The sequence below is a fragment of the Tessaracoccus caeni genome, assembly GCF_029211185.1.
Taxonomy (GTDB): Bacteria; Actinomycetota; Actinomycetes; order Propionibacteriales; family Propionibacteriaceae; genus Arachnia; species Arachnia caeni.
Map to the genome: position 1 here is coordinate 1 of NZ_JARGDO010000021.1, position 15,017 is coordinate 15,017.

7 protein-coding genes are annotated in these 15,017 nt (G+C 62.7%); 2 read left to right on the forward strand and 5 right to left on the reverse strand.

The window, feature by feature from the left end:
* Positions 1-41 precede the first annotated feature (41 nt).
* From P0D62_RS16005 to P0D62_RS16025, 5 genes are all read right to left on the reverse strand, one after another.
* The gene (locus P0D62_RS16005; RefSeq protein WP_275703548.1) at positions 42-1,754 is read right to left on the reverse strand and encodes an ATP-dependent nuclease; all 1,713 of its coding nucleotides are present in this window, start codon (positions 1,752-1,754) and stop codon (positions 42-44) included.
* A gap of 7 nt (positions 1,755-1,761) precedes the next feature.
* Positions 1,762-5,157 (reverse strand): Swt1 family HEPN domain-containing protein, encoded by a 3,396-nt coding sequence (locus tag P0D62_RS16010; protein ID WP_275703549.1) that lies wholly within the window; start codon positions 5,155-5,157, stop codon positions 1,762-1,764.
* 61 nt (positions 5,158-5,218) lie between these two features.
* Positions 5,219-6,337: a PDDEXK nuclease domain-containing protein gene (locus P0D62_RS16015; RefSeq protein ID WP_275703550.1), complete on the reverse strand. Its 1,119-nt coding sequence runs from the start codon at positions 6,335-6,337 to the stop codon at positions 5,219-5,221.
* A 3-nt stretch (positions 6,338-6,340) separates the two neighbouring features.
* Positions 6,341-9,172: a DUF1156 domain-containing protein gene (locus tag P0D62_RS16020; RefSeq protein WP_275703551.1), complete on the reverse strand. Its 2,832-nt coding sequence runs from the start codon at positions 9,170-9,172 to the stop codon at positions 6,341-6,343.
* A complete protein-coding gene (locus tag P0D62_RS16025; RefSeq protein ID WP_275703552.1) occupies positions 9,169-12,726 on the reverse strand; it encodes a helicase-related protein in 3,558 nt (1,185 codons plus the stop codon). Before P0D62_RS16025 ends, P0D62_RS16020 begins: the two co-directional genes overlap by 4 nt.
* A gap of 266 nt (positions 12,727-12,992) precedes the next feature.
* Here P0D62_RS16025 and P0D62_RS16030 point away from each other — a divergent pair, with 266 nt between their 5' ends.
* Both P0D62_RS16030 and P0D62_RS16035 read left to right on the forward strand, forming a co-directional pair.
* Positions 12,993-13,667 (forward strand): type I-E CRISPR-associated protein Cas6/Cse3/CasE, encoded by a 675-nt coding sequence (locus P0D62_RS16030; protein WP_275703553.1) that lies wholly within the window; start codon positions 12,993-12,995, stop codon positions 13,665-13,667.
* Positions 13,630-15,015 (forward strand): type I-G CRISPR-associated protein Cas7, encoded by a 1,386-nt coding sequence (locus P0D62_RS16035; RefSeq protein WP_275703554.1) that lies wholly within the window; start codon positions 13,630-13,632, stop codon positions 15,013-15,015. Before P0D62_RS16030 ends, P0D62_RS16035 begins: the two co-directional genes overlap by 38 nt.
* Positions 15,016-15,017 lie beyond the last annotated feature (2 nt).

Sequence of the window (15,017 nt, forward strand, 5' to 3'; positions counted from 1 at the left end):
GTGATCGCTCACTTCAAGAACTGGGGCATCCTGCATACCGACTACCGACGCCCATACCGAACATTCAAAAACACGATCTCCACCGTGGTCGCTCTACACCACTGGGCCACCGCCTGAATAAGGCTCACTGGATCTTGTATATCGAGTCCGCAAGCCACGAAGGCTTGCTTGATGAGCTCCTCGTTACCTTCGACAAGCGAGGGCTCCAGTGTCGGCCTCGACCAGAAGAAGCGCGCTGAACGTTTGTCTAGTTCCGAGTGCCACGCCGGTGGCTGTGGATCGGGCAGAGGCGTACCGCGCAGGTCTGTATCGGCAACGGCAGCGGCTCGGGTCACGAGTTCGTGATCAGGCGTCGCAAGTAGGCGGATCGGCCACTGCCCGACCTTGTGGCCGACTGGCAGAATCGCAAGTGAGTCGATAAATCCGACGCGTGTCACGTCTTTACCCGCCCAGGCCCGGCCAAGAAGTCTGAGGATGCTGGCCTCGGTGACGCCCTCGACGATAAGGACTCTGTCAGCGAACAGTGCGGCGGATCGGGTTGCGTCGAGGTGCAGCCGAGTTTGTTGGAACAGCTCGCCCGTGAGCCTCTCGCTCAGTGGCAAATCCGCCACACGGCGTGAGAGTGTTTGGTTCTCGGCGTTCTTTCGGATGATGACAAGTTCTTCGGGATCGCAGGCTGCCGCGAGATCCGCCGAGTGAGTCGTCACGATCACCTGGATGTCGGGGCGGTCTTCAACCAGTCGGCGAAGATAGCGGATGAGGCCGTACTGGAGCTGCGGGTGAAGGTGTGCTTCTGGCTCCTCAATCAAGACCGTCGCGTGAAAGAGTTCAGGATAGAAGGAGTCTGCATCCGCATCGGCAGCCTCTGTTGCTTGGGCGAGCCTTTCCAGCGCGTCCTTGACTTGACTCTCCTCCGTCACTGCCCCTTCGCCTCCCCCGCCCTGTAGCGGCGTGCTTCCGGGATCTGGAATGCCTGCAAGTGTCACTGCAATATGCAGAAGGTTAACGTAGCCCAAACTGGACACTTGCAGGCGACGAGCTGCCCCTCGATCCGGTAGCAGCGCCAGGAGCATCTCGAACACTCGTGCAAGATAGGTGTCATCGACGGTTTGAGTACCGACGAACGCATGGTGCCCTTGTAGCCCACCACTGATGATCGTGAGATTGTCAGCGATGCGGTCCTCAACGTTCTCGACAAGTGGGTGTGTTGCGAGCGAACTGAGCATTGCCTCCGCCTGTGCGCGGAGCGATCGAAGACCGCCGGTCTCTGGATGTCTTCGCTCATCGGCACGCAGTAGTTCGAGAAGAATTCGAGCATCTCGCCGAGACAGATCATCCACTGGATTGCGCAACGCCGGTAAATGCACCAGCCTGATGCTGTCGTACTCGTCGGACGACTCGAGCGGTCGCCCGGCGCGGACCTGCCCAAGTGAGCGTTCCAGCGGGCGCGCCCAACTCGGCGCATCGAGGCTCCGCCGCCTTCGAAACTGTCCCAGCGCGCCCTCGTGAGAAGAATCGGTCTCAAACTCGTACTCCACGCGAACCATACGTGGCCTGTCGCCCAGCGCTGTGGCATCGATCGGTGCGAGCCGAGGAAAGCTACGGGGATGGGCTAGGGCGATCGCTTCGTTAATGGTCGTCTTCCCCGAGCCGTTTGCGCCGAGAATCAGGGAAAAGCGCCCACCCAGCTCGCAGGTAATCGGCGAGTTTGCCGACGCCCGATACCCCTGGACCTCAATTCGTTTCAGATACACGCGCTGCTCAGCTCTTCTCGAAACCGGAGCTGGGGTCGAACTTGAGAACCCGGGCGTTCTCTCCGATGGTGCGGATCTCAGACTCGTCGAAGCCCTCCGGCTTGGTGGCCTGGATGTCGATCGTGATCTCGAGCTTTGCTCCCGTGCCGGCCAGTCGATCAATGATCTCACGGGTCACGTTGCCGATATCGCGGGAGTACCGTTCGGGGTCAATTGTCACTGAGCCAAAGAACCTTGATACGGCTGGTTCCGGCTCTTCAGCGGCCTCAGACTGCTGCTCGATGCGGCCGACTGGCGTTCCCCAGCTGAGGTCACCAGGCACAGGCGTGAGCGGGCCGTCATCGGGAGTATGTGTCTCCTGTTGCGCAAGCGAAGCCAACTTGTCTTTGACGATCTGAGTACGGGCACGGCCGGCGGAGACAAGCAATGTGCTGTCGGTGATCTGGACTGAGTGCACCGGTGTCTCGCCAGGCAGCATGAGGCCGAGGTACCGGTCTGTCGCATGGTCCTTGCCTGTTGCGATAGCGAACTGCTCGTTGTCCAGCAGCGCGGTAGACAACGATTTGTCGATCGCGTCGTCGAGAACTTCGCGGCGCACGAGTCTCGGCATGTAGGTATAGCGGGTGAAGTATCCCCACAGCTGACCAGTCGACAGCTCGCCCCTCTCTTGCCAGACCGCTCCTAGTTCGTTGTGCAGCGTAGTCCCCAAAATCGCAGCGCCGAAGTCGGTGACGAGTTGGTCCTCGCGGGCGAGCTTTGTGCTGACGCGCTCCGCGAGCGAGCGTCCGCCAGAATCGGGCACGCGGTCGGCGACAAGCTCGAAGGGCTTGGTGGGGTCGAACTGCTCAGGGTAAATGGCCCAGATAAAGGTGTCGCGGATGCGGTCAAAAACCGTCTGATCGAGCCGAGCCACCCAGTCATCGGTCTGCTTACGCTGCTGTGTCGATAGGTTGAGGCTGTCGCTAGTGGACTGGACTTTCTGCCACCCCAAGTAGCTGCGAGTGGCCGCTTCGAGGCTTTCCAGCTGGCTCTTGTCCGCGAGCAGGAAGATCAAGGTGTTGCGATGGATACGCTGGCTGGCACCCTTGCTCTCGATAGCGTCGCGAACCCAGGCATGCGCCGGTGAGTCGGTACCATCTTGCTTGCGCCGGGCGTGCCTTGGATGAGCGACGACGAGTCGTGTGTCCTCGAGATCCGGAATATCTGCAGAGGATGCGGGCGCAACATGAACTCGATCAAAGAGGCCCCGTGAGCGCTCTTCAGCCCGTAGGCGTCGGCTGATCTCGTTCCAGACAGTCTCGACATCCTCACGGAGTCGCTCGGCGTAGTCGTTCGCGGTCTTCGTGACCGAGGGTTGCGTGTCGAACCAGTAGTGGCCCTGTTCCTCGTAGAAGTACGTCGAGCGCTGCGCTAGCAGTTCGACGGCGCTGCCGAAGTTGCCGAGCGTGTCGCCGGGGATCGCGGTGCCGAGCCAGAGGTACTGCTTGTCGAGTCCCTTCCGTGCGCTCTTGCTTCGCGGGGCGGCACCCATGAAGATCGTGCGGGCGATGCGCTGGGTGACGAACCGTTGGCCGAGGTTGGGGCGGTCGAGGTCGATCCGCTGTGCAGTTGATCCGGGGCCGTCGATGTCGGAGTCGATGATCGGCTTCCACTGGTCTTCGAGGTACTGCGTCAGGTCCGTGTTCACGGTCGTCGCATCCAGGGGCACGTTGCCGGGCAGGATCAGAGGCGAGGTGTCGTTGGATGCCCACAGCTCGTGCACGATCGACGAGACCAGCTTCAGCACACCTCGCGTACGCTGGAACCGCTCCAGCGTCGACCAGTCCTCATACAGCCGATCGAGCAGCTCGGGATGCAACGGATAGGAGGCGCGGATGCGCATCTCGTAGTCGGCGTTCGATGCCACCGTCTCCCTCGGGAAAAGCGCACCATTGCTCAAATAGAGACTCGCGAAGCTGCGCGCCACAGCAGAGATGGTGGTGAGCCCCTCGGCGTTCGGCGCCTGGAACAGGCGACGGCGCACGATCTCAAAGGACTCGTCCTTGCTCGACGGACGCCACTGGTCCGCGACGCGACGGATCACGTTCTGAAGGCGCTCCAGTGCAAGCTGACCGTTTGTGCCACCGATCTCGATGTCGCTCCCGTGTCCCTCGGTGCCCGTATCGGATGCCGGGATCGATACCACGAGCATCACACCCGGCACGGAACGCACGATCTCAGTCAGGGACTGAGCAAAGGTGAACTGCGTCTCGAACGAACCGGACGGGAGTTCTTTGTCGGTGACGAGCTGTCGCGCATAGGCGACCCATTCATCGATCAGGATCAGCGACGGCGAGTACCGCACGATCAGGGTGCGTAGCGCCTCGCCAGGGTTGGTGCCAGCACGGTCGTCCTCGGCGATCAGGTCGTAGGCTTCGCGCCCACCCAACTGCCAGGCAAGTTCGCCCCACAGGGTACGGACCTCAGTGCCATCCTCCTTGAGGATCCGAGCGCCGGCCTGCAGGTAGGTACCGACCAGCGCGACACGCTTGACGTCGAGCGCACCGAGGTCGGGGTTGCCGTTCGCGGCGATGAGTTCTTGGAGTTCCTGCGGAAAGCTCTTGGCCGGTGTGCCGCTGAACAGGTGGTACAAGGCGAGCATCGAGTGGGTCTTGCCGCCACCGAAGTTGGTCTGAAGGTTCACCACCGGGCTCGCCCCGGCCTCACCGTTCACCCGCCGCAGCGCACGCGACAGCAGATCACGCAGACCCTCGGTGAGATAGGTGCGGGTGAAGAACTCAACCGGGTCGCCGTACTCCGGGCTCGTTGCCTGCCCGGTGTGGACCACGTGCAGATCGGCCGCGAACTCTGAGGCGGTGAACGCGCCACGGGCCACGTCATCGTGGGGGCGGATCACCTCGCGCCACGGACGAAGCCCGGAACCGGGATCGAGGGACACCTTGGTGCGCTTGACTTGCTTACGGGTCTGATCCTCGAACACCGTGCGCTGCAGATCGACACGGAGCTTCCGAACGTCCTCGGCGGAATCCACCGCGCCGACGGCGTGGAGCAGACGCTCAATCGTGTCCAGCGCGCGGGCGGCGTCGTCGGAACTGAAGGGCTCGTTGTGAGCCCACAGGTTCCGGGTCTCTCGCAGCTCGGACGCAAAGCCCTGCTGGGCGCGGGACAACACATCCTTGAAGTGGTAGCCCTGCTCCGTGACGGCGCGAAGCTGCACCTGAACGTCATGCTTCGTCATCGTGCGCAGCGGACCACCCCGGCGCTGGGCGTCTTCCTTCGCCCACGCCGTAGGCCAGTCAGCGGTCTTGTAGGCGCGCGTCATCACTTCATCGACCTCATCGACGAGTCCTTCGGAGAGAAGGTCGAACGCCTTGCCCACTCGATCCCGGTTGTTCAACGCCATCGTTTCCTCCTAGAACCCACTACTTGCTGCCGACGAGGCCGCGTGCAGCCCTTGCCAATGCCTACTCATCGATGTCCTCCTCGGAGGCGGCGATGAGCTGCCTCCGAGTGATCCGCTCCTGCGCCTCCCGATAGATCGCCTGGATTCGCGCTTGGAGTTCCGCTTTCGGTGGGAGTGTTGTCCAATACTCGGCGACCACGATCCCATCCTTGTGCATCTCCAGCAGCTCGATCTGCTCTCGACTGGCCTCGGTGCACAAGATGAGACCGATGGGCGCGTGCTCGTCTTCTTGACGCTCGTACCGATTCAGCCACTTCAGGTAGAAGTCCATCTGCCCCTTGTAGCTCGGCTTGAACTTCCCGATCTTGAGCTCAACGGCGATCAGCCGGCGCAGCGGGCGGGAAAAGAACAGCAGGTCAAGGTGGTAGTCGTCGCCATCGAAAGTCATGCGCTTCTGGCGCTCGATGAAGGCCCAGCCTCGGCCAACCTCGAGCAGCACAGGCTCCAGCGCCCTCACGATCGCCTCCTCGAGTTCGCTCTCTCGGAAGGAGTCATGCAGTCCGAGCATGTCTAGCAGCATCGGGTCGCGGAACGCGTCAAGCGGTATAGCTGACCCCTCTGGGATCTGAGAGTCAGCGATCTCGCGGCGCTCGAATGCCTTCCGCTCGATCACGTGGCGGAGTTCGCGCACGCTGAGTCTTCGGGCAATCGCCTCATCGATGTAGAAGGCCCGTGCCTCGGGTGTCTTGACAGGCAAGATCGCCTTGAAGTGTGTCCAACTCAATTGTTGCGCCAGCGGGGCAACAATCTCGGGGTCGGGAAACTGCTGGGCGAACCTGACCATCCGCGTCAGGTTGGTGCGATCAAATCCCCGACCGAAACGCTCGCCCAATTGTTGCCCCAGCGAGGCAACAATCTCCTGGCCATAACCTGCACGGCTCTCCTTGAGCAACTCGACATCGACCATGCGGCCAATCCGCCAGTTCATCAGCGTCAGCGCTGCGTTGGCCTGCGAAGCCACCACAGCGCGAGTCTGCTCGATCAGCAGCGAGACGCGATCAACGAGTTCGCCGCCTTCGGTGCTGGCGGACTCTGCGAGGGCCCGGAACGGAGAGAGACCGTCGTCAGATTGGTGCCTCACGGTGGCACCAATCTGAGCTTCGTCCGGGTTCCGAGCCATGACCTAATCCTCGTCCTCATCGAAGTCGAATGCCTGCTGCGGCGAACGCGGAGTCGAGGCGAACTTGCGCGCCTGCTCGTTCACGTCGCCCCAAGCACTCACCAGACCGTTGAAGAGGATCGCGTCCTTCGTGTCCTTCTTCTTCTCCGCCTCGTGGAACAGCAGGAAGCCCAACTCCTTCACCGCATCCAGGTTCACGCGCGTCTGCACCGACGGCAGCAGCTCAGCCACCTTGTCGGCACCCTCCTTGGCCATCACCGCAGCGAGCCGGACGGTCGCCTCCCACACGCTGACGCGCTCGTCGGCTGTGGCGTCCCAGGTGCCGTCAAGCTGTGCCGGGGGTAGGAGTTGGGCCTTGCCGCCTTTTGCCTCGAAAATGCCGCCGCGCTCCAGAGCACCGACTGATGTGTCGGAGGAACGGGCGAGCTGGTCGGCGATGCCTGAATTCTCCTGGCCCCAGCCGTACTGTCGGTACCACTTCACGGCGAAACGCGTGTCCGGGTCAAAGTCGGACTCCTGCTCACCGATCACCTCGTCAAGCGTTGAGTTGATGAGCAGTAGCGCATCCTTCACGCTCATGTCCGATCCATCGGCCTCACGCACGCGTGAGTATCGAGAGAACACCGAGATACCCGGACCAATCGCGGCCTGCGCCAAGTCAACCGGCGCAATCGAACCCTGGATGAGCTTGCGCAGCGCCTCAGGAAGTTCCGACTTCAGTGCCGCGACAAACGCGCGACGCGTCGTCGCTGGCGCATTCTCGGGTCTGGGCCTGCACGAAAGGACGATAGAAGATGCCAGCGCGTTTGTTCCGACACTGATCATCCTCCCTCCGCGCTCACTGCGCATGGGCCAAGTTGCCGTGATCTCCCACCCTGCGTCGATAAGGCCGCTGAGCAGAGTGTGCCAGCCAGTCGAGGATGTTCCGGCATCTCGCGTGTCTTGTTGCTTGTAGGCGTAGTAAACAGTCAGCGGAATAGATTCAGTTGCACCAGCACGCACGCGCTTGAATACAGTGTTGAAGCCTTCGACAAAGAATTCCTCAGCGCCAACTCGCCCATTGTGACGGTTAGGGTTCGCGACCAACTCATCGGTCTTGGGAGTGAGCATGGTCCCGACTGTGCCGGCTTGTATGTCGCGGAGTGACCTGCGCAACCAGACGTAGAAGAAATCCGACAGGTCAGAGTAGCCGATGTTGTCGTAGTACGGAGGGTCCGTAGATACGGCTACATGTGCGTAGTCACGTGCCATCGCATTTGCCTGTTCCGCAGTTCCCTCGACTCCACAAGGTAGACGCTCTATGGCTTTCGCAGCCGTCTCAACCGAGACTCCGAGGTCTCCGGCCGCACCAGCGAACGGGTTAACTTCCACATAGTCCCAGGTCATTGGTATCGCCTGCCGCGCGAATAGGTTGCGGGCTTGATCACGACCGTTGGACCAGGACACAAGGCTATTGTTCAGGTCGGCGGTGCGGCTCACGGCGAGCGCAAGATAGGTTGCCACTGCATCGGCATACGCTTCGGCTCCCAGTCCACCTCTTTCGAGCCTATCTCCGCTCTCCACGCCAGCGGCGCGCGCATCCTCAAGAACACGTTCGCGCACTTCAATCACGAGGTCGCTCAGGGTTGACAGCGTAACAAGCTGCCGGTTCGTGAAGGCGTCAGCCCAGGTAGGCATCCCGTACATGGGCAACCGGTCCACATCATGGTTGCGCGTGGGAACCTCTTGCGTGGGTACTTCGAGAGGCCGTTCCACATTGGCCGAATCAGCGTGCCGGGCCTCAGGCGAAACGTAAACTCGTCCGCCTCCACTTTCTGCGACGATTCCGATGAGGTGTGCCCCCATTCGCTTCGCCTTGGCTTCAGCGCGGATGTAGGCATTCGGGATGACAGTCGAGTCACCAATTGCGCGACCGTTTCCCCGAATCACGGTACCGTCTTCAGGCCCAATTGGGCCATCCTTGGTGTGACGGACTTCGTAGCGGACGCGATCGTCCACGACGGTTGCCTCGACCCAGGTCTCCTTCCCCTTCTTCTTGCTGAGCCACCAAGAGCGTACGAGCGGGACCTCGATCGGATTCGCAGGGTTGGGGCTCATGATCGTACGCGCCCATATCCAGGCGATCACGGGACACTCGCCGTTTCCGGGCACGTTTACCGTGGGGTAGAGATGGCCGATGCGCGACTGTGCCTCGGCATGTATCCACCCACCGTACTTGCGCACGTCCTCAGCAAGACCCTCAGCGCGTGACCAACTGTTGCGGGTTCCCTCGGTCCCCGGAAACACGGGAATCCAGTCGGCGAACTTCGACGGTATCTCAATGAGCGCCTTGTTGATGAGCACAGCTAACGGGTTCAAGTCACTGGCGTGGGCTTCAAGGCCGAGACGCTGTGCTTCCAGCGGGATTGCACCGCCTCCAGCGAAGGGGTCGAGCACAGCAGGCAACTCGCCGTCGTTGCTCTTGCGAATCTCATCGCGAGCCTGTCGGAGGATCGTCTCGTCGTTGCTGTTTTCCCACACGACGAGCTTCTCGATCAGCGCATGGAGTCGGGCGCGTTCGGCGTCTTGCGCTTCCACCGTGGGGAACTCGTCGGGTCGTGACGAGGGATCATCGACGAGCTGTGCGAACAGGACCGCTCGTGCAGCTGCGAGTGGTCGGCGCGCCCAGTACAGGTGCAGGGTCGATGGGTGGCCATGCCGGATCGACTTCTCCCGAGATGCTTCAGCGTTGATCGCTTCGAGTGGAAGCGAGACTTCGATGAGCTTCTTCTTGGGTGCGTCGGTCACGGTGCTTCTCTCGCTGGCGTTGGTCTGGTTGTCGGTGGTGTGGGTCATCGCGGTGGTCCTCCGCGTTCCCAGTAGTCGCGCCAGACCTCGTTGTAGGAATGGGTGGTCGCGGATGGTTCGAGGTGGGCGAAGGCATCGCTCACGTAGCGCAGTTGATCCTGCTCCTGGCCGCTGGTCGATACTTCGACCAGTGCGAGCCGGTGCCGGTCTCCCTGGGTCTGAGCGAAGGTGATCTCGTTCGTGGTGATCGTGAAGGTGTCCGAGCCCTCGATCCGGCCCTTGACCTCGATGTAGTGGACGAAGCCTTGAGTGTCGGTGGACTGGATGTCGTAGCCGGGGTTGTTGCGAGGCATCTCGACCGGCTCGCGTCTGAGCGCGCGCTCAGTGGCGAGCACGGCGTCAACGGCTCGGCGTTCGACTTCCTCGGTCTGGCGGGCGAAGGTCTGCGGCGCGGGTGCTTCGTCGGTGGTGAGGATGTCGCTGGGGATGACGAGTGCTGCGCCTCGGATGACGGCGGGTACGGCGACGAGGTTGGTGGCTTCGTTGAGTTGTTCGAGCCTGTGGTTGAGGCGTTCGTCGAGCTGGCGGGCGCGGACGAGTGCGGTCTCAGCGCGGAGTCGGCCGACGGTTCCTGCGCGTTCGAGTGCTTCGAGGCGGTTGTGCTCGCGGTCCCAGTGGTTGATCTCGGCCAACAGCCGATCTTTCACCTGCGCCCGGGTTCGCGCGGTTTCGATGTCGAGGCGGGTCTTGATCTCGTCCATGCGGGGCTGGAGCCCTTCACGGTAGGCCCAGGCGCGCACGAGTTTCTCGTGGTTCTGCCGCGCCCAGTCACTGCTGACGATCTCGGTGATGGCTTCGGCTTCGCCGGGTTCGGGGCGGTCGTAGTCGAGGTACGGCGGGGCTGCGGAGACGGTGACGGTGCCATCTTGTTCGAGGAGCGGGTAGTTGAAGTGGTGGGAGACGGTGTCGGCATCGGCCGCGGTGTTCTCGATGCGCTGCTCGACGCTGAACATCAGCATCGGGGCGTCGGTCTGCTTGGTGCGGCGGTCAACGAGCACGGTGCCTTGCTTGAGCGTGGGGCCGAGGTCGTCGATGGTGGCTTCGATCACTGCGTGCAGCAGTGGGTGCCCGGGTGCGATGAGGGCGGCGTCGGCGAGTCCGTCGGGGTGCATTCGCGCGAGCTCGAAGGTGATGCGCTCGTACTGCTCGGCAACGGGTGCCCACCGGTTGAGGCGACGCGCGGTGTCGATCACTCGTGCCGGGACGCGGGTGATCTCGTAGCGGCCCTTCTCACGCTTGCGGATGCGCCCGCCGAGGCGAGCGAGCGCAGGAATGAAGAACGCGGCGATGTAGCCGGGCTGGAGACGACGCTCGCGGGCCTTCTCCATCCGCGCCCGGACCTCATCAAGGTTGAGCGCGCTGAACATCTCAGGGTGGAGTGCTCGTTCGGCGAGCATCTCATCGAGGCCGTGGGAGACTCCGGCGTCGATGATGCGGTCGAGCTTGGCCTTGACCTGGGGTTGGTCGCCGTAGCGGATCGCCTCGATCAGCAGGTCGCGCAGTGAGCGTTCTTGGAAGGCGTCGGCGTCGCCGAGCACGTTGAACAGGTTGCCGTTGTAGGCGATCGACATCTGGTCGATCTTCGCCAGCAGCCGGGTGAACACGTCGCCCTCGCGGGTGTCTCGGGCGACCATGTTCCACAGGTGGCAGACCTCGCGCTGGCCGATGCGGTGGATGCGTCCGAAGCGCTGCTCGATGCGGTTCGGGTTCCACGGCAGGTCGTAGTTCACCATCAGGTGCGCGCGCTGAAGGTTCAACCCTTCACCGGCGGCGTCGGTGGCGAGCAGGACCACGGTGTCGGGGTTGTGGGTGAAGCGTTCACGGGCGAGCTTGCGATCCTCGCGGCGGGTGCCGCCGTGGATCGTGATGACCGAGTCCGCGCGCCCGAACTGCGCGGTGATCTTGGCGTGCAGGTAGTCGAGCGTGTCGCGGTGCTCGGTGAAGATGATGATCTTGCGCGCGTCGCCGGAACCGTCGTGGGTCAGGAGCTGCTCGTCGAGGATGGTGCGCAGCTGCACCCACTTCTTGTCGTCGTCTTGCAGCCTGACGCGGCGGGCGACCTTGATGAGGTCTTCGAGGATCGCGATCTCGGCCCGTAGCTCGGGGATCGTCTGCGCCGCGGTCGCGAGATCGACCACTTGGTCGGCTTGTTCCTCGAACTGGGCGCGTTCGTCGTCGGTGGTCTCCTCGTCGAAGTCCTCGAAGTCGTCAATCGAGAACGCCGGGAGCGCAGCATCGTCGATCGGTAGCTGGGCGACGGCACCGGTCAGGCGGGCTGTCTCGGTGACACGTTGCATGTCGCGCAGCTTCGTGTCGAGGCGTTGCTGGCGTCGTTCCAGCGATCGCAGGATCGCTTCCGGGCTGGAGGCCAGGCGTCGCTGGAGCACGGTGAGCGCGAAGCCGACGTTGTTGCCGCGCTTCTTGTCGCCTGCCTGCGCGATCCGTTCGGCTCGTCCCATTTCGGTGCGGACGTAGTCGGTGACCAGCTCGTAGAGTTCCCGCTCGGCGGGGCTGAGCTCGTACTCGACGGTGTAGGCCTTGCGTTCGGGGAACAGTGGCTTGCCCTCGAACGTGAGTAGGTCTTCCTTCACCATGCGGCGCATCAGGCCGTGGGTGTCTGTGCGGTGCACGCCTTGGCGGTACTGGCCCTCGAAGCGGTCGCGGTCCAGCAGCGACATGAACAGCTGGAAGTCCTCTTCCTTGCCCGCGTGCGGGGTCGCGGTCATCAACAGGAAGTTGTGCGCAGTCTCGGCCAGCAGGCGTCCGAGCTTGAACCGCTTGGTCTCATCGACCTCGCCCGCCCACGACGAGTAGTGCGCCGACATACGATGCGCCTCGTCCACGACGGCGGCATCCCAGGTGACCTCACCGAGCTGCTCGATCAGGTCAACGCTCCGCGAGAGCTGGTCCATGCGAGCGATCAGGAACGGGTGCTCCGCGAAGACGTTACGGCCCTGGGCGTCATCGACCATCTGGCGGCTGAACACCTCGAAACGCAGATCGAACTTGCTCGACAGCTCCTCACGCCACTGCTCAACCAGACCACCAGGGGCAACGATGATCGCCCGCTCGCAGTCCGAGCGCAGGATCAGCTCCTTCAGGTACAGGCCGGCCATGATCGTCTTGCCCGCACCGGGATCGTCGGCGAGCAGGAACCGCAACGGGATGCGCGGCAACAGCTCTTCGTAGACCGCGCGAATCTGGTGCGGCAGCGGGTCAACGTCGGAGCTGTTGACGGCGACCATCGGGTCATACAGTGCCGCATACTTGATCCGCAGGGCCTCGGCCGCGAGCCGGAACTCGTCCGGGTCTGCGTCGTAAGCCGGAGCAGAGTCGAAGTCGCCCGCGATCTCGAAGCGCGCCGCGTCAGCATCGGTAATCGCGCGGGCACCGCTGCGACCGGAATCGTCACGGTAGAAGACCTCGAACAGTCCCGCGTCGATGGGGTCGATCGCGATCAGCGTGACGGTCTGGCCCGGCGCCAGCCCTCGGAGGCGCTGGCCCGCGCGCAGCGTCGCGAGCGTCAACGTTGAATCAGCCACGGAGCCCCCCTTCTACATCAAGGCAGTCGACCAGGATACAACGAGCAACCGACGCCACCTTGGCGCGTCCGCCACCTCCGCATGCGCGAAGCACATATCCTCAAACAAGGACCGAAGAAGATCCTCGGCACACCGCGAGATATCTCGCGTGGACGACACCCCAAGTGTCCCCTTCAGCGTACCCTAGGAGCCACCGCGTCGCCATACAGATGACCGGCGCCAGGCTACAAGGACACAAAAATATCCTGTTAGAAGCGAGTACACGCATGAGACAGCACGAGACCTCACAGTCCACCACCTATCTTCTGAGTCCACCCGTGCTGCAGTTGCTAGCCCGAAATCGTGAGCGGGGGCATGTTCATGTGCTCTCGGCCTACCGCAGAGGTCTGGGGGCAACTCCGCGGCACGAACTGAATCTCCTCTGGCACATCGACGCCGCAGCCGCCCTCTTGACAGTGCAGGCCAGAGATGCTCCCGTCTGGCCTGGAAAACTCGGCGAGGCGCAGAAGAGCACCACCGTGAATGCACCAGCAGCGGGAGAACTTGTCCAGCTGGTTGTCCACCGCAGTTGCCAGAAGACTCCTCCCTCCCGCACACCAGAGCCGCTACGCGCTGAGCTCGAGCGCAAAGGCCCAGACGGCAAGAAGCTGCTCGGCAAGGCATACCGCTCACGACTCGTCATCGTGCCCGAGGAGGAACGGACCACATGGGCCATCGGCCGCCTCCAGGCCATCGGCCTTGAGCCTCTACCTGACGCTGTCGAGGTGGGGAAACTTAGCTACGCCGCGCTGGGCGGCAGGAAGACGGGCATCCCATACGTCGAGATTCGCGCTCGTGCTCGAGTGATTGACCCCAACTTGTTCGCGGATGCGCTCCGCCAAGGAACGGGCAAGGGTCGCAACTATGGGCTCGGCCTCATCCGTCTCCAGCCTGCCTCCTGACTTCTCGCCGATCACCAAGACCGACGACAGTGCCGGCCTAATACCCAAACAACTGAAAGGCAACACCATGTCACTTCTCGACAACATCAAGGCACATGTCTCCGACGAGTCCATTTCCGGCCTCGTATTTGAGGTTGACTATGAGCCCCTCAGCGGTCCCGCCACCCCGGTCGCTCCGCCCACCTACGCACCGAAAGAAAAGGGCGGCCCAGCGCAGCACGCGTTCACACCGGAGGCGTTTGTGCCTGAACCTGCCGACGGCGGCTGGTACAGCGGCCTTCAACGAAACCAAGACTCCACACCACGGCTCGCCTCTCGGATCGTGCTCAACAGCGTCCAAGCCCAGGCCGGACGAGCGGAACTGGCTGCCTGGCGGTGCCAGGATCGCCTTGGACTCCGGTTGCCCGGCATCATCGTCGACGGACGACCTGCTGCCGAGACTGCCAAGGATCCTCAACTCGCGGATGCCCTGCGGCGCTCCTTCAGCACATGGGAACTTGCCCACCGTCAGAACGACGCATGGATCAAGTTTGCGACTACCGATGACAAGCGCCTCGTTTGGCAACAGGACGTCGGGACCATTGAAGGCACGGCTGATGCGTCCCGGGTGAAGTCACTTATCGCCGCAGCATCCGCAGAACGGGCCGATCTGCTCTACCGCTACTTCCCCAACGCTGCCATCTTTGGTTTCTGGGTCTCCTCAGGTGTCGCGGCCCGTCACCGACTCGCACGAGCCTTCTCTTCCGAGATTGTCGGACTTGGGGCGCACCCTGTTGCAAGTGGTGCAACCAAGCTCGATCCAACAGGCGGCGCAATCAACACCACAGGCGTCACCGTCAACTCCGACAACTCCCTCACTGTCAAAGCAACGTCAACCAAACAGACCAGGCCGTCTCTGGCCGGCTTTGGCCAGATCCCCGCACAGCCTGGGACGAGATCTTTCCTCTGCGAGTTCATTCTTGAGCAAGGCAGCGTGTCGCTCCAGCTCTTGCGTAGCCTGCGCTACCCGAACCAAGAGCAGTCGGTAACCGCCACCACCGTGCTCACGTTGCTCTCCCTTGCTGGACATGCTCTGGCCACGGAAGACGGGTTCCTTCGCTCAGGCTGCGCGCTGGTTCCGGTGGACGAGAGATGGGGATGGCGTCGTCGTGGCCAGCGCACGCCTGAAGCACTGCCGGTTGCGACGCTGGCAGAGATCGCAGAGGCGTTACATGAGGCGATCCTCGAAGCTGAGGGTGTCGGTCTGAGCTTCGCTGAACCGATCACCCTCCAGTTCTCTGGCCCGGAGCTGGAGATCATCGGGCAGCGCGTGGCCTCCGATGCGAAGACCCTCATTTCCGAAGAGTGAGC